Source organism: Enterococcus sp. DIV0170 (assembly GCF_051710765.1).
Lineage (GTDB): Bacteria > Bacillota > Bacilli > Lactobacillales > Enterococcaceae > Enterococcus_A > Enterococcus_A raffinosus.
In genome coordinates, this window is record NZ_JBIOLG010000002.1 from 961,971 (window position 1) to 985,271 (window position 23,301).

A 23,301-nucleotide genomic window follows, 5' to 3' on the forward strand; every position below is an offset into this window, starting at 1 on the left:
GATTGCATCGAATGGAACATTGTTTCTTTCACGAGCAAACAATTTATTGATTTACCTGCTTTTCTCTTCCCTAGAATCAATCAATGAAACCCCCAAATAATGAGCTTTCTTCCGAATTTCTCTTCTTAATTGTTCGCCATAGACAAAAATTTGTTGTCGCCATGGATCTGTCAAATATCCCCAAGAGAAATCTTTGGAAAAGAACAAATAATAATCTCCGTCAGGATAGAACTCTGGAAAGTACGCGTAGTATCCACCATCGTAATAGTTTTCATCCGAAATAAATGTTGGCTTCTCTTTCCGCGTCTTTACCTGCGGATAATACTTGTAACAAGTATGCTGCCAATCCAAAACATACATATATTCTTGGTCTTTTAAGCAGGTACAAAAAATATCTTGGATCGTTTCTCGCCATTTAGGATCAGAATTAGCTATCGCAACTACGCCCTTACAACTGTAGAGATCGTAAGGCTCCTTCAAGGTATAGCGAGAATCTTCTGCAGAATAATCTGGTTCAAAGGAGAATCGCTGGTCGACGATTTTCCAAAGTTCATTTTGTTCTTGACCTGTGAGAATTTCCCATTCCTCTTGATGGTTCATAATAGCCCTCTTTTCTAGGTTAAGTTGTAACTAAAGTTCTATAGACAGTATTTTTAAAATTTTAAATCTAGCATGCGCACCTATATAGCTAAACAAAATCCGTCAAAATTAATTTTTCCCTCAAGCACTTATTTCTGTTTAAGGTTCAATTAAGCTAAGCTCGCTATAGTGTACTCAACCTAAAACTTTTTCATTATGCCAGTCGCTTCGGCGGCTGGCAGCCCTTTTTTTATTTATGTTCACTAACTGAAATCACTCAAAATCAATCTCTTGCTCTTTTATTGGACTCTACCAGAGCTAAGGAATCAGTTTAAAATCATAGCTAGTAGTCTTCGCGCAGAAAAAGACATCGACCTATGAACCGAAACATGGTTCATAGGTCGATGTCTTTAAAATAATGTACACAATAGGTTAGTCTAATTTGGCAAAATCGTATAACCGATCAGCTTGTCGATTCTTCTGATCTTCGACTTCAAACGTTACCATACAACAACGAATAACATCAGATATTAGTGTAAAACAAAAGAAATGGTAGAGCTTTTATTAATTAAAAATTTTTTTCTACACTTCTTTCACTCAATTAGTAACCGAACTTTTAAGAGTTCATTAATCCATCAGTCGATCAAGTAGCCAATCCACACCATACGTACAAGTTTTTTGTGCTTCATTGTTCCCACAATGAACGTTTCCTTCAATTTCATAGTATTCTTTATCTGTGCTTGAGACCTTTTCGTAGATAGTCTTCGCCCCTTCTATGCCGATAACAGGATCTTCTTCTGTGTGCTCTACAAGCACTGGACATGTGATGTTCTTCAAGTCCGCTTCAAAATTCATGCGGTGAGAAATTTCTGCTGCTTCATCTAATGATTCTACGTTAAATTTATTAAGGAAATTATACAGATAGAACCGATCAATACCTGCAAAGGTATGCATGGTCAATTGATCAAGCTGTGAGCAGCCCCCTCTAACTACTAATCCAGCGAACTCATTCGGATAGCGACAAACTGCGCTGGTAGCTAAGTAACCACCAAAACTGACTCCCATGATCCCGATCCTGTTTCCTACGGCGGGATTTTCCTTTAGATAATCAACAACCGCTAAGACTGCTCCATCGTAGTTGTTCTCAGTTAAGTAGAGTTCCCTGTTCAAATTGCATTCACCCTGTCCCGGACCATCGAAAATCAACGCTGCACATCCCCGGTCAACCACTGTTTTGGCAATGACAAAATTCTCTTCTTTAAAGCCTGTCGCACCGACCACACAAATAACGACTGGTGTATCTTTCGTTGCATGATTAGGTAGCGCAAGGTAGGCTGGCATCCATTTCCCTTCATAAGGAATTTCGATGTATTGAACATTTTCATTTTTGGCTAATTTTTTATGCAGCTTAAAACTACTCACAAGTTTGCCGTAAATGCGATACTTTTCTTCATCAAAATTTTTTATCCCATAATCCCCCAAACGATAGAGTGCATTAGCATTAAAATAGTATTCACTTGCTGTTTCTGTATGTCCGGCTTCCTCATTCTTTTTTGCATAGCTATATGCATTGTCACCTAATCGTTCACATACCTCTACAAAATCATGCGCTTCTTCTGGTGATACTTTGTCAAAAGTTTCCAAGTTGATCTCTGTTTCCGCCATCATTTTGATAAAATCTTCTGGTGACATGCCACCTCCTAGAATTCTTCCAACATCTTGTGCAGGGGGTCTTTTTCGAATTTCCATAACGACATCTCCTTTTCTCATTTTTAGTACAGTGTACTGTTTACGCTTTCATAGTACACTGTACTAACAAAGATGTCAATCGTTTATTTTTTGGTGTATACTGTATCTCATAAAAAGCTATTGTGCCGTTTTAACAGCTAAGTACATAAAAAGAGGGGTTCTCCATGGCGGATACTAAAACAAAAATATATTTAAGTGCTAAAGAGTTGTTTAAGGAACGAGGCTATAGTGCCGTTTCCTTAAGAGATATCGCGGAACACGCCGAAACTACCATAGGAAATCTGACCTATCACTTTCCAAAAAAAGAAGATTTTATGTTACGTCTTCAAGAAGAGCTTTATGACAATTTCTTCAACTTTATGGACGCGAAGATTACAGAGGACAATGCATTTGACTTACTAAAGGCTTCAATTAAAGAAATTCAAGAAATCCGAAATACGAATATGTATTATTACAAGTATATCGTGAACATCCACGAAGAGTTTCCTACAATGAATGGAAAACTCATGCAATTTAGAAAAAGACTGACCTCCTTTTATCTCAATATATTCCTCACGTTAAAAAAGACTGGTATCATGCGAAAGGATATTCCAGACAGTGAGTATGAAAATTTAACTGTGCTTATTTCGCACTTAACATATAGCTGGTATCAATTGACCAGCCCTTACTATGACAGTGAACATGAACTGTCGTTGGATGAGGCATTGAAGACATTGCTGAAAAGATATTTGACTGAGGACGAGGCTATCCGTTAAAAATCAACAATCACTTTTTCAAAAAAACTCAGGATATTTGAGAATATCCTGAGTCGTAATAAAAAAAATCGTATGCTTAAATCCGCGTTCACTCTTTATCCACGAAAAGTTGACGATTTGATACTGCGAGTAATCCGTTCAAAGCAATGGAGTACTTATTTTAGGCCTTTTTAATGAAAAGGTCTTTTTATTTTGATTATCTTATCGAATCTCTATCACTGACTGCGTTTACTTCCCCTCATGGTGTAAAACCACGATTACGCTATTCTTACTATCTTAACAGCCTTTTTCCTCTCCTATTCATTTACAAGAAATTGTCCAGTCCTTCTATCCTATTGATTTTATATATAGAAGATCCTATCTATAAAAAACAGTAAACAGGTTTTGAATTTTCTAAACATGTTCATAACTTTTAGGAAACACTTACATTTCCTCTTGTACTATTTATACTAGGAAATGAAGAAACAGTGGCCACATCGTTCTTCTAATCAAAGATAGACCTTAACGCTTCGCTTAATAATATCTCGAATTGATTCAACGTAGTTCCAAAGAAAAGATTTGGCTGGTATTCCGACAATACTTGCGGCGCATAGGTGCCTGTGCTGATGGTCAGTGTTGCTAGCTGCCCAATACGGGACTGCTTCTCTCCAACGAAAGCAATGAGATCAATCTGATGATCCTTTGCCATTTTCGCAAGTTCGGCCAAACGAAAAGTATCGCCTGAATTAGAAATGATGATAATCAATACATCCTTTTCAACTCGTTCTCGAAGAAATTCTAAATGACTGTTAGCCGTCGCGCGAAAGCCGTAAAGATTTAGCTTCTCAGAGAAATGGTTCGCGATATTTTGCGAAAAACCGGAGCCCAAGATCATGAGTCGCTTATCACGGTATTTAGACAATAGACGAATAAATTCATCTCGTTCTTCGTTTGAAAATTTCTTAGGAGAGCTAGTTGTTGACTGCTTGTTTGCATAGGCAAAGACCAGCTCACTATAACCGGAATAGCCGATTTTTTTCGCCATATTGATGATGGTAGCCGTTGAAACATAAGACGCCTTCGCTACCTCTCGAATGCCTAGGCTTTTTAGGGAATCACGATTTTTATCCATAAATCGTAAAACCGCAGCTTCCGAATCATTCAACTGATATTTATCGATTAGCGTTTCTGTATCCATTAGGTCCACCTCAAATTCTTTCGTTAGGAGTATTATAGCATGACAGAAAAAAAATTTATTCAAGATCCTTGGGCAAAGATGACTACCCGAAACGGCTTACGCGGCGATGAAGTAATCTCCGCATTACAAAAATCTATTCGTCGAGGAAAAGAAAAAGATGCCTGTGAATTTGCCTACGAGATGTATATTACCTCACCACAATTTGAAGAAAAACTATGGAGACGCTTATTAGCAATCAGTGTGGAGGACATCGGTATGGGGAATCCTATGGCGGCACTGATGATCAACAACTTGAATCTGATGCGTCAGGAATTCCAATACAATGAATCAGACCGTGCGATGTTTTTCTTCCATGCCATCCGCTATTTATGCGGCTCAGAAAAGGATCGTTCCTCAGATCTTCTAAAAAATATTGTTATTAAAAGCTTCGCTATGGGATATGTCCCTGAAATTCCAGATATTGCCCTCGACAAACATACGACACGTGGGCAAGAGATGGGACGTGGCTCCGAACATTTCTTACATGAAGCAAGTAAAGTTATTCCTCAAGCAAAAGTAGAGAATGACTACAAAGAACAATATGAAGAAATCATAAAAAAATATGACCCGAATCATGTCGTACCAAGCACGTTTGACTTTAATCCTTGGCAGGTATAGGAGGACACAAGTATGGAAAACTCTACGTTCATCATGAAACTTAATGACCTACTAAGTCCAGTAGCGGCAAAAATTGGAAATCAGCGACACCTCAAAGCCATTTCTAGTGGGATGATGTTTGGACTGCCCTTCATCGTAATTGGCTCTTTTTTTCTAATTTTCGCCAATCCACCGATTAACATTGATCGCTACAATCCAGAAACAGCCAATTTCTTTATGAAATTTATGGCTGGATGGAAGGATTTTGCAGTCGCTAATTATGATTTGATCACTGCTCCATACAACTTGACCATGGGAATTATCGGACTGATCAGTGTCTTCGGTATTGCTTTTTCTCTTGCTAGTGAATACAAAATCAATCCATCCATGAATGGCATGGTCGCATCTGTCATTTTCCTAATGGTCTGCACACCCGTAATGGAAGGAACAATAAACTTAAATTATTTGGGAACAAACGGTCTTTTCGTAGCCATCCTAATCGGTCTATTAGTCGTTGAAGTGAACCGAGTGTTTGAAGTGAGAAATATCAAGCTAAAATTGCCAGATACCGTTCCACCTATGGTAGCCACTTTCATCAATACACTGGTTCCACTGTTGACAAACATCATCCTTTTTTACGGCATCAATCTGATCTTTTTACTAACAACCAAAAAGATTTTTCCAGAAACAGTGATGCAGATTTTGACTCCCGCTACAAATATCGCTGGCAGTCTTGGTGGGTTCTTATTGATCGTCACTTTGGGAAACATTCTATGGTTATTCGGCATCAATGGCTCGTCTATTATTTTTCCAATTGTCTTTACTTTAGGAATGGCGCAAACAGGTTTGAATGCCGAACAGATGGCGAATGGAGAAACAATGACTCACCTGATGAATCTGCAAATGTTCCGTATCTCTGTTTTAGGAGGCGCTGGTGGAACCCTTGGTCTAGTGCTTTTAATGATACGAAGCAAGGTTTCAGAATATCGAACAATTGGAAAACTTTCCCTTATTCCGGGGATCTGTTCGATCAATGAACCCGTTATTTTTGGGCTTCCGATTGTCTTCAATCCAATTTTGGCAATTCCATTTTTAATTACGCCGATAATTTCATTATTATTGACATATGTTGCGCAAAGTGTCGGTCTGATTAGTGTCGGATTCATCGTTGATCCATCCTTCACGCCCTTTTTCGCACAAGCGTATCTTTCAAGTATGGACTGGCGTAATATCGTCTTTTGCTTCGTATTGATCCTTATAAGTGTTGTTATCTACTATCCGTTTTTCAAAGTAATGGAGAACAACAAGACGAAGCTAGTGGAAGAAGAACAATAAAAGCGAGCTACTAAAAAACAGTCAAGTAACGGTATCAATACCGTTGCTTGACTGTTTTTCATCTGTCATCTTTTCTGTATCTATCTCGCTATACTCTCCCTAAACTCTTCCCCCAAAGCGAGCAGATGCTCCTCTGAGAAATTCTGTGCCAAGCGATAGCCGACAAAGTATGGTGAGACGATAAAACGAGGGGTTATCTTGACGATGTATTTGCCGTTCTTTTCAAACAGAAAAAGATTGTAGCTATCACAGCGTCCATGATGATAGGTGTTCAATATGTAATCAACTGTTTTTTGAATGAAATCAGCTAATTGAATAATAGCTTCAGGAGCTTCAGCATCCACTAGGATATTGATCTCTAAAAAGCCCATCACCGGCATGGTGGAAAAATTAATCTCGATATTCTTTTCTGAAAGAACAGAGATTCCTGTAAAGTTCCCAGAATGAATATTTTTCTCACCATCCATCTCCTTTAATCCGACGATTTGCATATGGGGATGCTTCAAGCTGCCGCCAGATAGAGGTCCATGATTTTTATAAAAGAGCACGGATTCGAATTGCGGATCGTTCTTCGTTTTTGTCCAGCAGTCGAAGGCGAAAGCAAATAATTCTCTATTTTGTTCCTTTGTATAGGTCGAGATGTCCTTATTATGATCGTTGCTCTCGATTATAATGGTTTGGAACGTGTCCTGTAAGGTCTGATATTTATTGAGAATCCATAGCATTTCCTTTTCCCTTTTCAGGATGTTCTCTTCTTCTGCATAATCGCAAAAGGGGCAGCCGATCTTTTCCGATCCATGATGCTGCGGTTTGCCATTGGCCGCTAACGGCAAGAAAACCAATGCTTGTTCCTCTTTTTTCTCTTTCATCGATAAGCAACTCCTTATAAACCTGTTTAATGGTTAGCATACCATTTTCTCTTTCCCATAATAGCATTTTTTGTCTTAGAATAATTCTCTTTCAGCGGTTCTAATTTAAGATTAGGGAAATCAAAAACGAAAATAGCCACCCGATAGGTGACTATGAAAAATTTTCTTTGTGTACTCTTTGATGTAGCTAAACTCAATGTTTTATATTCTTCTCTATTTCCGAAGCAACATGCATTTTCAATTGTTCAAAATCATCCTTCTCAAAAGTAGCGATAGAAACGAGCAGCTCTCCCCCGTCTTTGATACCCAATTGCAGCTCAACATTATTCTTTTGGAGAAAAATATCGACAGCCATTAGCGCTGTTCGCTTATTGGCATTGTGAAACGGGTGCTTCTTTACTAGATTGATCATTAGAATAGCCGCTTTCTCAGCAATTGTTGGATACAATTCTTTGCCAAACACTTCCTGTGAAGGTTGATTCACAGTCCTTTCAAGAGCATTGAAGTCCCTTACTCCTAATTGTTCTTGTGGGGAATATTGAGTAATTTGAAAGGTGTTTATTATTGAAACTTCACTGGCAGTCAGATAGTGCAGCATTATTTATCTACCAGTTCCTTATAGAGTTCATTATGTTTTTGGAAAGATTTTGCGATCATCATTTCTAGTTGTAATTGATCCGCAGATTTTTCCTCTTTCTTAGTAAAGGCTTCTTTTAGTTTTTCCTCATCAATGTAAACAGTGTCAGACTCAGAGACGTTGATACTCTCTAAAAATTCTTTGGATAGGGTCACGACCATTGAGTTCCCTACTCTTCTAATTTTTCTCTCTTGGATTTTCATCTTTTTAGCGCTCCTTTTTATATGCACATCCATGTGTATATACTGTATACACAGTATATCATGCTAATTGCTAAGCGCAAAACTGTGGCCTGTTCTCCAACGAATGACAAAAAAAAATCTATTCTAAGAAAGAATTTTTCGTCTCTTAGAATAGATTTATTCGTTAAGAAAAAGGGATCCAAAGCTACTCTTTATTAATGGTTACTTTACTATCAAACGCATTCGTACCTAATTGACAGGTGTTAGAAATTGTTACACTCGTCAGTTTATTATTCCAGAAAGCATTATAGCCAATCTCCTGAACACTGGATGGAATTGTTACATTCGTCAATAAATTATTTCCAAATGCCCAATTTCCAATGGCTGTAATGTTTGATGGAATCGTTACGTTCGTAAGTAGATTTCCTGTAAAAGTTCCAGGACTAATTGTTTGGAGATTTGACGGAATGGTGATACTCGTTAAGCGATTACTTCCAAATGCATCATCACCAATCGCTGTGACTTGATCTGGAATATCTACTGTCACTAGCCTATTGACATAAAAAGCAGATGTCCCAATCTCCTTTAGATTTGCAGGCAACGTAACGTTTTCTATTTGATTTTGTGCAAATGTCGCATGCGCAATAAATTCAACACCATCAGGAATGACCACATTTTTTAATTTATTTTCGCTAAAGGCTCTCTCTCCTATTGATGTCACACCTAGTGGAATTGTTATAGCAGTTAAGTTGTTATGTGAAAATGCATCATCCCCAATGGTTTGAATGCTCTCTGGCAATGTCACATTTTCCAAATCATTACTTACAAACACGCCGCTTTCAATAGAAGTGATACCACTCGGAACAGTGACTTCCCTCAAGCTATTATTTGCAAAGGCATAATTTTTGATCTCTTTTACCGTTTCGGGGATCGTCACACTAGTTAAATTTTTATTTCCCAGTGCCCATGAACCAATTGATGTCACTGGATAGGCAACACCTTCACGAACCACATATTTTGGAATCACAGGCTCTGTACTTTCTTGTCCACTTTTAAAACCAGTAATGATTGCTTCTCCATTTTTGATTGTTGTTGAAAAGATATCAGTTACATCTGGAACATAGTGGAACGTGATGACCGTATCCGATTCCACCTTATTGATCGTCTGAGAGGCCTTCCCTTGGATAGCATATCCGGCGATAGCAGGTGCCATAGTGGAATAACTGCTGCCTTGGACTATTTGTGTCACAGTCGCTGGTTTTATTTCTAATTGATTGGAATCAAGATATTTAACTGTAACCGTGTATTTTTTAACTTCAGGTTTTTTCTCTAACCCATTAAATGCGTTTTGAAGCTGCGTCTTCGCGCTGTTGACCTGAGATTGAGTTGCTTTTCCATTGGCAAGCACACTTTTTGCATTGTTTAACGCGCTCTGGAAGGTTTTCCACGATGCGTCTGTATAGCTTCCTTGGCTCGTGCCCTTCACTTTGTTATAAAGTGTTTGTAATTCTGTTTTGTTCACTACAGGAGCAACGTCTCTTTTGGCTCCATACCAAGCGATGTTCTCATCTCTCCAGCCGACTTTGATTAAGTGATTCTGCTCCTTCTTATCAACCGTATAATTATGACTGCCTGCTTTGGCATTTGGATTGTAGGCCCGATACAATGGGATCGTTTTCTTTTTATCTGAATACCAGCCGATGCCTTCATATCGCCAACCAACTTTGACTAAATGATCGCGTTCACTTTTATGGGGTGTGTAGTGATGATCGCCAGCATTCGGATTATAGACGCGATACACCGGATCACCACTCGTTGGCGCGTACCAACCAATGCCTTCATCCCTCCAACCAACTCGTTTCAACAGGTCTCTCTCATGTGTATTCGCCGTGTAAAAATGTTCCCCACTATTTGGATTGTAGAGTCGATACATGTCATTTGTCGCTGCTTCGGCATGTGAACTGAAAAAGAAACTGAACAGTAAAACTAAAAATAATACACTGAAGCTGTACCTTTTCTTCATATCTCTCGCTCCTTTTCGTTTTACAAATCATTTCAAACAGACAGCTGACGTTAAATTTACTGTATAAAATCAGAAGCAGTTGTCTCTTCTATTAAAAAGTGCCTACGAATCTATTATCGGCAACAGAGATAGTCACTACTGTTTCATTCCAAATCCTTTGCCTTTCTACGGCTGCTCAGCCATAAGATACTCGTTGCGCCAACAAGGAGCACCCCAAGACTCGCCAGCCCCAGATCGACCGCCATGCCGGTGGCTGGATACTTGCTGGTGGTTGTTTGAGCATTTGCCTTAGGTTTGGTTGCATTCACAGGAACCACCCCACTCGTTTTTTTGCGCGGAATCAAGCCTTGTATGGCCTTTTTCAGATCAATCAAGGCCGCAGTGACTTTTTCCTCGTCGTAAGGGGTGTTTGTCAGAACTTCTTCGGCCTTCTGCAGCGCTTTTTGGTAGGCCTCCCAGCTCGCCTCGGTATAAGTCTCTTTGTCACGCAGCTTTTCCTTCTCCTCTTTCACCAGCTTTTCCAGCTCTGGTGCTGCTTCTGCCGGAATGGTAAGCGTCAGATCCACGGACTGATCCTGCCCATAGACCCTTGGCGAGAACGAGGTAGGGACCATCAGACACAGCAGGAACAATGACAGAGCCTGCAATATTTTCTTCATCGTGTTCCCTCCTCGTTTACTCAAATGAGCTGGTAAAGATGATTTTTCCTTGATATTTTCCCGCTTTGGCTTTTGCCCAGTCTTCTGAAGTGATGTTGACCTTTAAGGGGATTTCTTTGCCGCTATTCGCCTCAGCTTCTGTCCAAAATCCTTGGGTCCACTCCGCATTTTGTTCATCTTTGAGTGAGAAGGGAATGGATTGTGCATTGTACTTCAGTGGTATCTTGGTGGCTGTGACTTTTACTTTTTGATCAATGGCCAAGTTCCCCTGCACCTTCAAGCTGCCCAACTCTGTCAGCTCTTGGTTGTGTTTAATGTCCTTTGTCGTTGCCGGAATCGTCAAGGTATACTCCGAAGGGATCTCCACGGTTAGTTCCGTGCTTTGCTCTTCTGCTAAAGCAACGATCGGAAATAGGGCCAAGCTGCTAAGTAACAGTGCTATTCTTCGCTTTTTCATTAGATTCCCTCCTACTTGATCTCTGCTGTAAAGTTGAGTTGTGCCTTGTAGGTTCCCGCCTGTTTGTTTCCTGCAAGCTGTTCGAAGCTGATCTTTTCTTCCTTACCACTATCCGATGTGCCAGCTACCTGAAGTATTGAACTTCCTTTGAGAATTGTGCTTCCGTTAATCGTCATTTTTGTGGTTAATTTATTGGTACCTGTATCTTGACTCAGTGTCACTTTACCTTCATCGTCCATTGCTGTATTTGTCAATGATAAGCCGATATCCAGCTTTTTTCCTGGGGCGATATCATGTTTATTCGTACCGATCACCCATTCTCTATCAGTATCTGTTAAGGTTTTTGCTGGGATAGATAAGGTATAGGTGCTTGCTACGTCATAGGTTACGGTCGCATCTTCTGCCTGAACTGTCGCACCAAATCCAACGGCGATGATCGCTAACAGTGTTGCTCCAATTATTTTTTTCATTCTTCGTTCACTCCTTTTTTAAAATACTTCTAGGGTTACTTTTATTTCAGAGCCGTTGAGGGGCTCATGATTTTCTAAACTAAAACACTCGTACTTGACCATCGCCTCTTCATAGCTTCCCGCAGCTATTGTTTTATCTAATGTAAGCTCGTAAATGGCTTTGCCAGGCGCTAATAGTTTGGATTCCCATAGTTTCGTCTCGGGGTCTTGCCACAAAGAAATCTTGAAGTAGCAGGTATTGTTCTCCGGGTTGTGGAAGTTGACGGTTTGCTCCAAGCTATCGGCTTTCAGCTGAAGCTTTTCATAGCCAGGAATATCGATGGTAGGAGAAGGTTTTTGTGCCGCCTTCCGTTCGCCTGTCCAATCTTCTGCTGATTCCACGTCTGTCAGCTGTGCCTCTAAGGGCTCACCGAACCAGTTTTGCCAATTCATCCCAATGAAAATGCCCGCAACAATTAGAAAGAGTACGCCAGCAAGTTGTCCGATTTTTTTCTTAGTCATATATGATCGTCCTCCTTAATTGCTAAAGCCTGCTTCAAAGGTCAAGGTTCCTTTGTAGCTGCCCGCTCGAATCGGGTCTCCATCAATAGACGAAATCGGGGCAGCGAAGGTAATTTGATTTTCATTCTTTTCTGAACCTGCTTCCATCCTCAACTCATCCCACGCGACTTTGGTACGAATACTCTTGCTTGCATCCGTGGTATCCGTTAATGTCAAATACTTCTCATTATCTAAGGAACCTACTTTAAGCTTCGCTGTGACTTGACGGGTGTACCCTGGCACTTGATAAAAGTCATTTTTCAGTTCAACTGACGCTGTTTTATCACTAGCCTCTAGTTCGACTGTCTGAGGTATGGTTAAGGTATAGGTCGATGCTGCAAGAAACTGATTGGTTTGCCACTCAATATAGAATTCTGCCTCTCCGACCTTCACCACGTGTTTGTTTTCTGGCAGGTAGAGGTAGAAGGACTCATCTCCATCGTGTTTGCCGCTGACATTAAAGTCTTTATTCATAGCGGTAACCGTCTGATTCGATTGATAGTTCGTGCCATCAGCTTTATAGGGGTGAACAGGATCGCTGCCATCTGTCGGTGCAGGATCGATATTGTTTTTGGTCGCTTTGACACTGCCGCCGTTGATAGTGACCAAACCGCCAGAGCCATAGTTCCCGTTGCCGATATCTGGACTATTATTTCCCCCAGTTGATTGAACTGTCCCGCCACTTATGGTTACTTCACCGTTTCCAGCCGCTCCGCCGCCTATACCCGCTCCAGAATATCTACCGGTTGCGGTTACATAGCCGCCACTTATGGTTACTTCTCCACTACCGTTCCATCCGCCGCCTATGCCCGCTCCACCTGTTGCTGTTACATGACCTCCATTTATGGTTACTTCACCGCTTCCACCAGCTTCTCCGCCTATACCTGCTCCATTCCCCCCGTCACATCGCGCGATCAACCTCCCAGCATACCCATCATAACTGCCAGAATCACTTGTAATCACCAGCGAATTCTCAGTAGTATTGTTGTTTTGCAGCCCAGCATATCCATCAAGTATATTTTTACTAACTAATTCGTTCTCACCATTCAAGTCGACAGTCGCGGAAGCACCGGTATTAATTAAGAAGGGGGCGTTACTGGATGACTCAATTTTCACGCCATTTAGCTTCACCGTGACGTTGGTTCCTGTGACTTCGATCCGGTCAGAAATGGTTGTATAATCGGTTGTTTTCATACTGACGTTGTAAGTTTGACCATCGCCGCCTAGCTTCAGTACATTACTTTCATAAGTGACACTCGTTGAGTTGTCTATAAGAAAATCGCCGTAGGTTCTTTCTGTAAAGGTCTGTGTGCCGACATCCCATTCGATGTCCCATGTTTTGGTTTGCTGGTCGCTTTGCATCGAAAGGGTGTGGTCTTCCTTGGTTAGATAGAGATAGTACTGATCATCTGTAGGCTCGTGTTTGCCACCAATATTAAAATCAATCCCGTCCACTTTCAGCGTAGGCTGCGGGTTAAAGGAGACTGGATTCTTAAACTTGTAGCAAGCCACTTCTTCACCATCAGTATTTTTCGGTAGGGGTTTAAGAGTGTTATTAGTCGCCTTGACACTGCCGCCGTTGATGGTGACCGAGCCGCCAGTGACACCTTCCCCGTTGCCGATATCTGAATTATAATTCCCCCCAGTTGATTGAACTGTACCTCCGCTTATGGTTACTTCTCCACTACCACTATCTCCGCCGCCTATGCCCGCTCCATAATCTCCACCAGTTGCGGTTACATGACCGCCACTTATGGTTACTTCACCAGTTCCGAAAGATCCGCCGCCTATACCTGCTCCATAATCTCCACCGATTGCGGTTACATACCCGCCATTTATAGTTACTTTACCGCTTGCAGACACTCCGCCGCCTATACCCGCTCCATTATTTCCACCGGTTGCGGTTACATACCCGCCACTTATAGTTACTTTACCGCTTCCACCAGCTCCGCCGCCTATACCCGCTCCATTATTTCCACCGGTCGCTGTTACATAACCGCCACTTATAGTTACTTTACCGCTTCCACCAGCTCCGCCGCCTATACCTGCTCCAGACATCCCGTCACATCGCGCGGTCAACCTCCCAGCATACCCATCATAACTGCCAGAATCACTTGTAATCACCAGCGAATTTTCCGAAGTATTGTTGTTTTGCAGCCCCGCGTAGTTACCCGTACTGATCAATTCGTTCTCACCAATCAAGTCGACAGTCGCGGAAGCGCCGGTATTAATTAAGAAGGGGGCGGCGTTACTGGATGACTTAATTTTCACGCCATTTAGCTTCACCGTGACGTTGGTTCCTGTGACTTCGATCCGATCGGTGGTAGTCGTTTGTCCAGAGATACTCATCCTGACGGTGTATAGTGCATTTGTCCCACTCAGTTCCAAAGTACTGTCTTGATAGGTAATTCCACTAGATTCTCCATCTACTAGAAAAGCTCCTATTTGGATAAGTTTTGGACTTTTACTTTCTATTTCTGGTTGTTCTTCCGGCACCTCTCTTTGTTCTGCGACAGTCGCTTCTGATTCTTCAGTTTCTACTGTATTGGACTCCTCCGTGTTCATTCTATCGCTAGATTGGGAAGAGAAACTCTCTGATACTACTTCCTGACTAAAACTTGTCACCGGTTCTTCCGAAGCTATTTTTTGAAATGACTCACTTGACTCCACAGGAACCGTCTCAGTCTCTGCTAAACCTATGGCAGTTGAAAAAAGACTTCCAGCAGAAAGCATGACCGTCGCAGCAACTCCTATCACCTTTAATTTGTTTTGCACCCTCATATTTTGTGACCTCCTTTCGTAATAACCTACTCAAATCAATTATAACAAACAATTCACTCATTAAAATATTTTCTTTTATAATCGGCATTAAAACAACGATGTTTTAAAACCCAATAATTTGATTATCTCTTTAAAATAATGGATTTTAAATACTTCATAATAGGTATATACATTTAAATAAATATAAATCAAATTTTCTAATATTTATTATCAAAAAGGAACTATCCTTTATTGATAGATGAGATTTTCCCTCAACATAAGCTTCATAAACGTTTTTCTTTCATTAGTCTCGCCGATTACACATCATTTTCCTCACAACGAAAAAGCGAGCCTTCAAATCCTCTCAAGTGATAAGCAGACTGGCAGGTAAACGTAAAAGAACCCTCGAAAATCAAAAAATGATTATCGAGGGTTCTTCTTTTTTCATATGACTCATCACTATTTCTATCCAGAAGACACTGCCTGATGGTCATGACTGCTGAGACTTAGGATACATGTGATAAAATTTCTTGTTCAAATGATAGCCTTTTCCCCAGACTGTCTCAATAGTATCTGATGGAAAGCCTTTATTCATGAGTTTCTGGCGTAGAGCTTTCGTTAAAACAGAAAGCTGCGCCAAATTGGATCGTGTAGGTTCGACGCCCCAGATAGACTGACAAAGCTCTTTTCGTGAGACGAGAGAAGAATCTGCTTCATACAATGTTAAAAAGTATTTTTTTTGATTCTTAGTGAAATCCATGATGAGCCCTTCAAACGTTTCTTTAGATAGATAGTCACTAGGTTCAGTAGTACTCATTACCGCGCACTCACTGATCAATTCCCTTAAAGTATCTATTCCAATTTCTCGTGATATCCAGCGATCGATTTCCAATGCTTTTGCCGCATCTTTTTCTTTATTCAAGGGCTCACATACGTATTTCCGAAAAATTACAGCGCGCCGTTCCTTTAATTTCGGGACGATCACTTCTAATTCTTTATTCGATAAGGATTCACTAAGGATAATCAGTTGGTAAAAAGAAATGTTCCAGGGATCTTCTTCGTGTAAAAGCATGTCAAACATTGTTTTTGAGACAAATACTTCGTAATTAAACTTCTGTAGATTTTGCTGTATGGATTGTTCATTTAAAATATTATGAGTCAATAATAGTATTCGAATTTTTTATCACCTCACAGAATCTCCTCTAGTATTCGAATTTGATTTTGTATATCAAAAAATAAGTAAACAGCTAAAATTACACATACAACAACAACAATCAGTAATGACAAATCTAAAAGATAGTACATTTTAGAGAGTTTCCGTGCCTGTATTTGTTTCATATCTCTGAATATGAAATAGAAAAAAACAATTAAGCTGATCATGCCTATTATTGTTAAAATGATCATCCAACTATAGCGTCCCAATCTTGTCATCCTTTCAGGAATGGTGAGAAAAACACTCTCACCATTCCTAATTTATAAAAAGAAAAAATACTCCTTGTGGGAAATAGAGAATAACTACTAAGGTTCATTTACCATTAACCATTCTATCTTCCCTTCGTAAAACGCGCCTTTTTGAGCCACGTTTCCCGGAATAGACAGCTTGACAGACTCAAAGCCAATCATTGTTCTAAATTTCCCTTGCCCTGCAGCAATACTCGTCGACTTCCATAATTGAGTCGTCGTATCATTGGCAGGGAGGCTCGCCGTTGGTTCAGACAATCCTTCAAAATCTTGAGTTATCGGCTGCCAATTCATACCATCTGTTGTGTGCTGCAACTGTTTCTCGAAGGAAAGCTGTGCGCCTGTTAGCTCTTGATTACTCCCATCCTGTGTTTGTAATGAAGCGACGCGAGCCGCAAAAGACCAGTTAGAATTTATTCCTACATTTTCCATCTTTATTCCAAAATCAGCGGTTCCTTGAGCAGTTGACAATCCCGTGGCTATCACGTTTGAACTGACCGATTGAACACCGAAGTTAAAGGTCGGTGTTTCTGAAATATAAAAACCCGCCTGTCGTTGATTGGTAGTAAATGCTCGTGTAGGGGTTTGTTCAGACTCGCCTCCCTGATTAACAACACTGCACTTCACATGATACGATTGTCCGGCGATCAAGTTCTTGATTTTCACAGTTGCTTTTTTATTCGTTGTATCAAAATTATACGTATCGATTGATGGAGAACTCGACTGAGTGCTGACTTCAGAAAAATCTACACCATTGGTGCTTAAATACACCTTTACCTTACTTGGATGGGCTGCAGGTTGATCTGGATGATCGCCCGCGGCTTGATAATCCACTGAAAATTCAGCGGTCGCCTCATTTTCCGCTACAGGTGTATTTAATGTAGGCATACTTAAACTGGAGACAGTATTTTTCGTATAGAAATATTCGTTTGCAGCACCGGCCGGTTGCCCTATCGGTCCAACAACAGTCCCTTCGAAGTTTTTGAGTTGCACCCACCCTCTGTAACGAGTTCCAGGAGTCAAGCCGTTCACCATCGTGGCAGCGTACGTTCCGTTTGTTGTGGTGGTGTGTTGTAGATTATTCACCCGTGCGGTCCAGTCTTTGTCATTGGTTCCGTTATTATAGGATTCAGTAAAAATGACCCCATCATTTGATGTTTGTGAAATATCTCCACTGTAAGTCCCTTGCTTCAATTGAATACTTGTTGCTGTGGCAGTCGCTTGATCGAAAACAGGTGGTGAGATTTGTAGAGCGATCCCGTATGTTCGAATGGATACAACACTAGAATACTCAGACCATTGATTGCTATCATTTTTCACACGATACTGTACTTCATACGTAGTGTTTGCTTCCATATGTCCGAGTGTGAATTCAACCCGTTTACTTGTCGAATTAATAGTCAGCGAAGTAACAGTAATGGGCGAGCCAACTGTTCCTATTGCTTTTACACTTTTCCAAGACGTGTAATTAGTATCTTGGGAAGAACGTATACGAATATCTACACCTTTTTGACCATCATAACCATCAGTAACCCCCGATTCTTTCGGGTGCGCTTGCCCTTGCGAGTAGTCGGATACTTTATAGACTCCGACCATTGATGCGCTGGCACTTGATGCTGTTTGTGCCGGTGTATAGGTGACATTGGTAACACCATCCACTTCATTTTTTGTATAAAAGTAGGAATAGGTATTATTGTTCAAGCGCCAAGATTCTTGCCACACATTATCAGTATCACGAATAAATATGTGGGAACGATACTGAGTTCCTGGCATCAATTCATCGGGTAATGTATAGCCACCAGCAGCATATTTTCCACTGCCGTACGGTATTTCATGATGCACACTACCTCCGCGTACGCTAACCCATGCACCAGCATCGTTTTTCACATGCATTCCTTGCTGCCCATTAGTTGCTCCACCATATATATCACCGTTATAGCTTCCTTCATTCAAAATCATTTTTTTTGCTGAAGTCGTATAGCTAAAGGTCGGGTTAGATATATAAGTTAACGGGACCCCTTTTGTCGTAAATTCACGAGATGTTGAATAGCCGGACCAAATATTACTGGCATTTCGTACACGATAACGTACATAGTACTTCGTTTTAGAGTTGAGCTTTGATAGGGTAAAGCTCACACTTTTATTTCCAGTATCAAAGACTCTGTTTGTAATTGCTGGCGTGGTATCCGCTGTAATTGTTGTCCAAGTCGAATTGTTGGTACTGATCTGAATATCCGTTGATGTTGGATGAGCAGCTACGTTCCCTACATTATAAGTAGCGCTCACTTGAGCTGTTGCATTGTTCGCAGCCGTTGGCGTATTCAGGGTTGGAACTGCGGGCTGATTGACTGTATTTGCGGTATAAAAATACGCACTCCATGCTGAATATCTCCACGTTCCGCCATAATCCTTGATGGCAACTCTACCTTTATACCTTGTTCCAGCAACTAAGTTAGGTACTGTTACATTGTGATAGGTTCCTCCTCGAGAAACAGTGTGCGTTAAATTCGTCACCTTATCCTGAACCGTCGCTCCATCATCAGAAGTTACTTGCACTTTTCCTTGCCCACTCGTTTGGAAAATATCTCCCGTATAGGTCGTTCCCGTCATATAAATGGCATTATGGGTGGCTGTTGTCTGCGTGAATGTCGGGGTTCCAATAGATAATGTCATTGCTCCCGTGGTAAATTCCCGAGCAGTTGAATAGCCTGACCACACATTACTGGCATTTCGAACACGATAGCGCACATAATACTTTGTTCTAGCATTGAGCTTTGACAGGGTAAAACTTACACTTTTGCTACTAGTATTAAAAACTCTGTTCGTAATTGCTGGGGTTGTATCCGCTGTAATTGTTGTCCAAGTCGAGTTATTAGTACTGATCTGAATATCCGTCGATGTAGGATGTGCTGCCACATCTCCAACATTATAGGTAGCACTCACTTGTGCTGTTGCGTTATTTGCTGCACTTGGTGTATTCAGCGTTGGAGCTGCAGGTTGATTCACTGTATTAGCAGTGTAAAAATACCCGCTCCATGGAGAATAACGCCATGTTCCTTCATAGTCTTTTATCGCCGTTCTTCCCTTATATCGTGTTCCTGCAGTTAATCCCGACACAGTAGCACTGTTGTAGGTTCCCCCTTGAGAAATTGTATGACCTAAGTTTGTCACCTTATCTTGAACGGTTGTTCCATCGTTTGAAGTTACCTGCACTTTCCCTTGTCCACTCGTTTGGAAAATATCTCCAGTGTAGTTCTTTCCAACCATTGGAATCGTGTTGTGAGTCGCACTTGCTTGTGTAAAAGTCGGAGCAGCGATAGATAATGATACCGCTGAATCTGTCTTAAATGTATAGGGAGAATAAATACCTTTTGAATCAACGGAGGAAGTCTCTTGAGGATGATAAAATTCCGCTCGTCCAGGTGCTGGTCCCCCACCCTCATAGGTTTTAAAAAGCCAAACATAATATGTTGTGTTTGGTTTTAGATTTGTCATTGTTCCTCCCCAATAAGCTGACGGTGTTGAGGCTCCACCTGTATGATTATTTATCCACGGTGTGACCACATTAGTTCCTTCACCCTTCAACTGTAGCCACAAATCTTTGGGTATTCCGAGAGAAACACTAGATGTATTGGCGCATAAATTTTTAATTCGATTAGGATCAGTACTCCATACCGCATAACGCGTAGAACCTGCATCTTCATATTTATGACGAAGATATTTAATAGTAGCTGTTCTAGAAGTTATCCCAGATATTGTGACATTCGCATATGCCTTATTATAATATTGCCCATTATATACTACATCACTTACTGCTCGCGGACCAATAAGAGTCGGTGTCTCGTCTTCACCTTCATTCTGCGATGCTGGTGTCGCCATTTGAACTTTTTTATCACTTGCTTCTTCCTCTTCAGTTTGGTACTCATTATCGGATCGTTCGTCTTGCTCTAAAAGACTGTGTCCTTTATGAATTGTGCGTACTAGGGATTGCTCTTCGGCCAATTCTTCTATCACATAGTCCAAAATAAATCGATAATTTTTATCTTCTGAAAGATCACTATACTCAAAGTGGAAAGCCTGCTCATTTAAGACATGATTCTGTCCAGCCTCAAATTCCTTCACTTCATGCCATTCGGTGTTTTCCTCTTTAGCCTGCAAAACCATTTTTTTAATGATTGTTGTTGACTCATCGGAGGATTCAGAGCTTCGTTGAATTTCTCCACTTAGCCCTTTCTGATCTATTTCTGCTTGGACAAACGGTTGTGAACCATTTTCTTCATCTTTTTTTGATAAATCCCGCTCATCATAGTTTTTCTCTGCATAAATCTCTTGCTCCTGCGCTTCGACAATTGGTTCTTCCTCAGAATCTGCTGTTTCGTTTGGCGCTCCCAGCACATCACTAGACATAGTCGTCAGCGTATTAGTAGAGGCTTCTGTTTGACTCTGGGAGTTCTGTGTCCCCTGTGAAACGGCTATACTAATCGCCGGATGAATCACCGTACTAGATAAAAAGCCTACGAACATAAAAAATGAAACCCATTTTTTATTCACATCCATCCCTCCTTCTTCGTTCATAATTGCCAATGAAGAAAAAGAGCAAAGTAAATAGGAATGTTGTCCATCCTAGACAAGACAGAACACTATTATATTCTTCCCCAGTGGTGGGCAATCTTCGCTGACCTGAATAGGCTAAAAAAGATTCATCTCTCTTTTTTTCTCTTGTATGTTTAATCAATGGTAGATCAGTCGTTGACTCACCCTCTCTCTCTCTTTCTTGACTAGAAAAAGTGATTGTCATCGTTGTACTAGTGGCACAAGACTTTATAGGGTCTATAAAAAGAACGAGGCTAATTATTATCCCAATGAAGAAAGAAATTGCCATTCTCTTTTTTTTCATCTCTTCACCTTCTTTTTGAGATTTTTTAAGGTACATTCCATTTTTTACTCCGCACATAAAGGCAACCTATCAAGATAATGCTAACCACTCCTATCAAAATAGTGACAAGCGGTACCCATTCCGGGAAGGTAATCGTAAAGCTCGCTTCCTCGTTGATCTTTTTCGCTTGCTTTTCTCCAATAGTAAAGTCTTTTTTCCATTCCCATGTATTTGTCCCTGACTGTGCACGCACTTGGAGAGTATATGTGCCGCTTTTGATCGGATCAATCCCCCAATTCGTTGAAAAATCAAATTGAGAATTTGGTGCCATTCGCATATTATTGGCTGTTCTCTTCTTAATTACCTCACGGCTGCCCTTTTTGTATAATTTGGTCTCAATCATTAAATCTTTCAATACTTTTGGTTCAGGATTTTGCATTCGAGCTTGGATCACCCGCTTCCCCTGATGCACTGTGGAACGGACTTTTAAGAGGTTCAAGGAAGAGCCATCATCATAAACTTCTGAGTCTTCCGTAAGCAGTAATCCGATACGATATCCAAACGTGGAACTCAGTCCTTCTTTTTCTTCTGACGAATCAGCTTTCATGATGCAAATCGTTCCCCCTTTAACCCCTGAAAATTTTTCATTGGGAGGATTAACACTAATTGTTACAATTTTCTCTTCATAATTTTTGACGGTTACCTCTTTCTCGGAAACGGACGTTAATTCTTCGACAGAATCTGTCAAAGTGGCATCTCTTTCATAGTCATCACTATCGTAATCAATCGAACCGTTTTGATTGGTATACGCATTTTTTACATAGATACTGACAGTTGCTGGCGCGACGTTTGTACTCCTGATTTTTATCGATAGTTCTTGCGGCTGATTCGGTTCAACCTTAATAAAATAAAAGCCCTTTTGAGAATCGATTTGTGTAGCAGTTTGTACAGGCTCTACCGCAAAGCCTACATCATTTTCAGGTTGTGTTGCTTTTTCCCCCGAGCTCCCCGCTTCTTCTGCTAAACTCACAGTGCTGAATAGAAAACAACTGGAAACTATCAATAAACAACAAAAACTCTTTTTAACTAGAAATAAAAGATCTTTTATGAGAAGCTTTTTTTTCATTTAATGGTTCTCCTTAAATAAAAGAAAGAGAAGAGAACAATCCTCTTCTCTTTCACTCAGTAAAGTAATTAGAATGAATCAGTTAACGCCCAAGTGATATTTCCTTGGAATGATTGTCCGGCAAACGCAGTATTTGAATCGCCGGCAGCCAATTCTAATGTCATTGAATCGATTGGCAACGCATAACCATGATCACTAATACTTGAGTCCGTCTTCGCTAACTCAGTAGTCGTTCCATCCAAGGCTAACTCCGCAACACCTGCTGTGATGCCACTGCCTACAGTAATATTTGCGGCATTGGTTGTTGTATTCGCAGAAGTAGGAGCACTAGGCGCGCCCCAATCTTTCATACTTCCTACTGCAACTTTGATCTTCCCTGAGTTGATCACTTGTGCAGGAGCGACTGGGTTGGTTAAGTTAGAAGCACTGGCAGATAATGTCCACTCATTATTTGTAAGAGCAGTATCTCTTCCATCATATAACGCAACATACTTTCCGCTTGTGCCGATTGATTGTGTCAGTGCATTTCCAGCAGTATGTGTATTACCAAAATCGACAAGGTTTGGAACAAAGCGCAATTGTAATTCATCCGGATCTGGGTTGGGGTTAGGAATAAGCCCCTCTGCCTCAAATTGAACCCGTACTGGTGTGTCCAACGTATCCGCAAATCCTCCTATGCTCCCAGCAAATGCCAAACCCAGAACGGATAGGCTAGCTAAACTAACGACTAATTTTCCTTTCAAATCTTTCATTAAAAAACACTCCTTTTTTTATTCTAAACAGAAAGAAAAGTTTCTGTTTTAGCAAATAGATGACTTTCTGTTAAAATAGATCCGTGATACTGATACGCTATCTCCATTCGTTTACTTTTCACTTGGTTTTGTTAAAACCAAGGTAGAAGTCAAAAACACTGATAGATAAACACATTAGAGGAGATGCCTGACGGAAGTTGACGGTAAATGAGACCGCGATAACCCTTCACGAATGATCGATAGCTCTATCTACTATAA

At 40.7% G+C, this 23,301-nt stretch carries 20 protein-coding genes; 3 read left to right on the forward strand and 17 right to left on the reverse strand.

Annotated elements, in window-relative coordinates; genetic code table 11:
* Nucleotides 1–51: 51 nt before the first annotated feature.
* Nucleotides 52–600: a DUF2716 domain-containing protein gene (locus tag IGI50_RS20145; protein ID WP_438778302.1), complete on the reverse strand. Its 549-nt coding sequence runs from the start codon at nucleotides 598–600 to the stop codon at nucleotides 52–54.
* A gap of 606 nt (nucleotides 601–1,206) precedes the next feature.
* A complete protein-coding gene (locus IGI50_RS20150) occupies nucleotides 1,207–2,328 on the reverse strand; it encodes an alpha/beta hydrolase family protein (RefSeq protein WP_438778303.1) in 1,122 nt (373 codons plus the stop codon).
* A gap of 164 nt (nucleotides 2,329–2,492) precedes the next feature.
* On the opposite strand from IGI50_RS20150, the gene IGI50_RS20155 reads away from it, so the two are divergent.
* Nucleotides 2,493–3,083 carry a TetR/AcrR family transcriptional regulator gene (locus tag IGI50_RS20155; protein WP_438778304.1) on the forward strand — a complete coding sequence of 197 codons (591 nt, stop codon included), beginning with the start codon at nucleotides 2,493–2,495 and terminating at the stop codon, nucleotides 3,081–3,083.
* A gap of 484 nt (nucleotides 3,084–3,567) precedes the next feature.
* Here the strand turns inward: IGI50_RS20155 and IGI50_RS20160 are convergent, their stop codons facing one another.
* Nucleotides 3,568–4,260, reverse strand: coding sequence for a MurR/RpiR family transcriptional regulator (locus IGI50_RS20160; protein ID WP_028020209.1), 693 nt, complete (start codon nucleotides 4,258–4,260; stop codon nucleotides 3,568–3,570).
* Nucleotides 4,261–4,299: 39 nt separating this feature from the next.
* On the opposite strand from IGI50_RS20160, the gene IGI50_RS20165 reads away from it, so the two are divergent.
* Complete coding sequence (locus tag IGI50_RS20165) at nucleotides 4,300–4,917, forward strand: hypothetical protein (protein WP_028020208.1); 618 nt, start codon at nucleotides 4,300–4,302, stop codon at nucleotides 4,915–4,917.
* Nucleotides 4,918–4,929: 12 nt separating this feature from the next.
* A complete protein-coding gene (locus tag IGI50_RS20170) occupies nucleotides 4,930–6,231 on the forward strand; it encodes a PTS sugar transporter subunit IIC (RefSeq protein ID WP_438778305.1) in 1,302 nt (433 codons plus the stop codon).
* 80 nt (nucleotides 6,232–6,311) lie between these two features.
* Here the strand turns inward: IGI50_RS20170 and IGI50_RS20175 are convergent, their stop codons facing one another.
* From IGI50_RS20175 to IGI50_RS20240, 14 genes are all read right to left on the reverse strand, one after another.
* The gene (locus IGI50_RS20175) at nucleotides 6,312–7,100 is read right to left on the reverse strand and encodes a DUF4931 domain-containing protein (RefSeq protein WP_438778306.1); all 789 of its coding nucleotides are present in this window, start codon (nucleotides 7,098–7,100) and stop codon (nucleotides 6,312–6,314) included.
* 193 nt (nucleotides 7,101–7,293) lie between these two features.
* Entirely contained in the window at nucleotides 7,294–7,698 is a 405-nt protein-coding gene (locus IGI50_RS20180; protein ID WP_438778307.1) for a type II toxin-antitoxin system death-on-curing family toxin, read from the reverse strand.
* Nucleotides 7,698–7,940: an addiction module antitoxin gene (locus IGI50_RS20185; protein WP_438778308.1), complete on the reverse strand. Its 243-nt coding sequence runs from the start codon at nucleotides 7,938–7,940 to the stop codon at nucleotides 7,698–7,700. Before IGI50_RS20185 ends, IGI50_RS20180 begins: the two co-directional genes overlap by 1 nt.
* A gap of 184 nt (nucleotides 7,941–8,124) precedes the next feature.
* Complete coding sequence (locus IGI50_RS20190; protein WP_438778309.1) at nucleotides 8,125–9,942, reverse strand: leucine-rich repeat protein; 1,818 nt, start codon at nucleotides 9,940–9,942, stop codon at nucleotides 8,125–8,127.
* Between the two features lie 143 nt (nucleotides 9,943–10,085).
* Nucleotides 10,086–10,601 carry an FIVAR domain-containing protein gene (locus tag IGI50_RS20195; RefSeq protein ID WP_438778310.1) on the reverse strand — a complete coding sequence of 172 codons (516 nt, stop codon included), beginning with the start codon at nucleotides 10,599–10,601 and terminating at the stop codon, nucleotides 10,086–10,088.
* A gap of 16 nt (nucleotides 10,602–10,617) precedes the next feature.
* Nucleotides 10,618–11,058 (reverse strand): hypothetical protein, encoded by a 441-nt coding sequence (locus IGI50_RS20200; RefSeq protein ID WP_438778311.1) that lies wholly within the window; start codon nucleotides 11,056–11,058, stop codon nucleotides 10,618–10,620.
* A gap of 11 nt (nucleotides 11,059–11,069) precedes the next feature.
* The gene (locus tag IGI50_RS20205) at nucleotides 11,070–11,528 is read right to left on the reverse strand and encodes a hypothetical protein (protein ID WP_438778312.1); all 459 of its coding nucleotides are present in this window, start codon (nucleotides 11,526–11,528) and stop codon (nucleotides 11,070–11,072) included.
* Between the two features lie 18 nt (nucleotides 11,529–11,546).
* On the reverse strand, nucleotides 11,547–12,029 hold the full coding sequence (locus IGI50_RS20210; RefSeq protein ID WP_060789251.1) for a hypothetical protein: 483 nt from the start codon (nucleotides 12,027–12,029) through the stop codon (nucleotides 11,547–11,549).
* Nucleotides 12,030–12,044: 15 nt separating this feature from the next.
* The gene (locus IGI50_RS20215; protein WP_438778313.1) at nucleotides 12,045–14,849 is read right to left on the reverse strand and encodes a hypothetical protein; all 2,805 of its coding nucleotides are present in this window, start codon (nucleotides 14,847–14,849) and stop codon (nucleotides 12,045–12,047) included.
* 469 nt (nucleotides 14,850–15,318) lie between these two features.
* Entirely contained in the window at nucleotides 15,319–15,990 is a 672-nt protein-coding gene (locus IGI50_RS20220) for a winged helix-turn-helix domain-containing protein (RefSeq protein WP_438778314.1), read from the reverse strand.
* Between the two features lie 356 nt (nucleotides 15,991–16,346).
* Nucleotides 16,347–20,840, reverse strand: coding sequence for a hypothetical protein (locus IGI50_RS20225; protein ID WP_438778315.1), 4,494 nt, complete (start codon nucleotides 20,838–20,840; stop codon nucleotides 16,347–16,349).
* Entirely contained in the window at nucleotides 20,833–21,222 is a 390-nt protein-coding gene (locus tag IGI50_RS20230; protein WP_035019375.1) for a hypothetical protein, read from the reverse strand. Before IGI50_RS20230 ends, IGI50_RS20225 begins: the two co-directional genes overlap by 8 nt.
* On the reverse strand, nucleotides 21,212–22,291 hold the full coding sequence (locus tag IGI50_RS20235) for a DUF916 and DUF3324 domain-containing protein (RefSeq protein WP_438778316.1): 1,080 nt from the start codon (nucleotides 22,289–22,291) through the stop codon (nucleotides 21,212–21,214). Before IGI50_RS20235 ends, IGI50_RS20230 begins: the two co-directional genes overlap by 11 nt.
* A gap of 68 nt (nucleotides 22,292–22,359) precedes the next feature.
* Nucleotides 22,360–23,043 (reverse strand): WxL domain-containing protein, encoded by a 684-nt coding sequence (locus tag IGI50_RS20240; protein WP_028020192.1) that lies wholly within the window; start codon nucleotides 23,041–23,043, stop codon nucleotides 22,360–22,362.
* Nucleotides 23,044–23,301 lie beyond the last annotated feature (258 nt).

What these genes read in the sequence shown, in the direction of transcription:
- IGI50_RS20205 (WP_438778312.1), bottom strand. Translation starts at nt 11,528, where the DNA reads ATGAAAAAAATAATTGGAGCAACACTGTTAGCGATCATCGCCGTTGGA.
- IGI50_RS20240 (WP_028020192.1), bottom strand. Translation starts at nt 23,043, where the DNA reads ATGAAAGATTTGAAAGGAAAATTAGTCGTTAGTTTAGCTAGCCTATCC.
- IGI50_RS20175 (WP_438778306.1), bottom strand. Translation starts at nt 7,100, where the DNA reads ATGAAAGAGAAAAAAGAGGAACAAGCATTGGTTTTCTTGCCGTTAGCG.
- IGI50_RS20190 (WP_438778309.1), bottom strand. Translation starts at nt 9,942, where the DNA reads ATGAAGAAAAGGTACAGCTTCAGTGTATTATTTTTAGTTTTACTGTTC.
- IGI50_RS20155 (WP_438778304.1), top strand. Translation starts at nt 2,493, where the DNA reads ATGGCGGATACTAAAACAAAAATATATTTAAGTGCTAAAGAGTTGTTT.
- IGI50_RS20170 (WP_438778305.1), top strand. Translation starts at nt 4,930, where the DNA reads ATGGAAAACTCTACGTTCATCATGAAACTTAATGACCTACTAAGTCCA.
- IGI50_RS20145 (WP_438778302.1), bottom strand. Translation starts at nt 600, where the DNA reads ATGAACCATCAAGAGGAATGGGAAATTCTCACAGGTCAAGAACAAAAT.
- IGI50_RS20200 (WP_438778311.1), bottom strand. Translation starts at nt 11,058, where the DNA reads ATGAAAAAGCGAAGAATAGCACTGTTACTTAGCAGCTTGGCCCTATTT.
- IGI50_RS20150 (WP_438778303.1), bottom strand. Translation starts at nt 2,328, where the DNA reads ATGGAAATTCGAAAAAGACCCCCTGCACAAGATGTTGGAAGAATTCTA.
- IGI50_RS20185 (WP_438778308.1), bottom strand. Translation starts at nt 7,940, where the DNA reads ATGAAAATCCAAGAGAGAAAAATTAGAAGAGTAGGGAACTCAATGGTC.
- IGI50_RS20160 (WP_028020209.1), bottom strand. Translation starts at nt 4,260, where the DNA reads ATGGATACAGAAACGCTAATCGATAAATATCAGTTGAATGATTCGGAA.
- IGI50_RS20195 (WP_438778310.1), bottom strand. Translation starts at nt 10,601, where the DNA reads ATGAAGAAAATATTGCAGGCTCTGTCATTGTTCCTGCTGTGTCTGATG.
- IGI50_RS20210 (WP_060789251.1), bottom strand. Translation starts at nt 12,029, where the DNA reads ATGACTAAGAAAAAAATCGGACAACTTGCTGGCGTACTCTTTCTAATT.
- IGI50_RS20215 (WP_438778313.1), bottom strand. Translation starts at nt 14,849, where the DNA reads ATGAGGGTGCAAAACAAATTAAAGGTGATAGGAGTTGCTGCGACGGTC.
- IGI50_RS20180 (WP_438778307.1), bottom strand. Translation starts at nt 7,698, where the DNA reads ATGCTGCACTATCTGACTGCCAGTGAAGTTTCAATAATAAACACCTTT.
- IGI50_RS20165 (WP_028020208.1), top strand. Translation starts at nt 4,300, where the DNA reads ATGACAGAAAAAAAATTTATTCAAGATCCTTGGGCAAAGATGACTACC.
- IGI50_RS20235 (WP_438778316.1), bottom strand. Translation starts at nt 22,291, where the DNA reads ATGAAAAAAAAGCTTCTCATAAAAGATCTTTTATTTCTAGTTAAAAAG.
- IGI50_RS20230 (WP_035019375.1), bottom strand. Translation starts at nt 21,222, where the DNA reads ATGTACCTTAAAAAATCTCAAAAAGAAGGTGAAGAGATGAAAAAAAAG.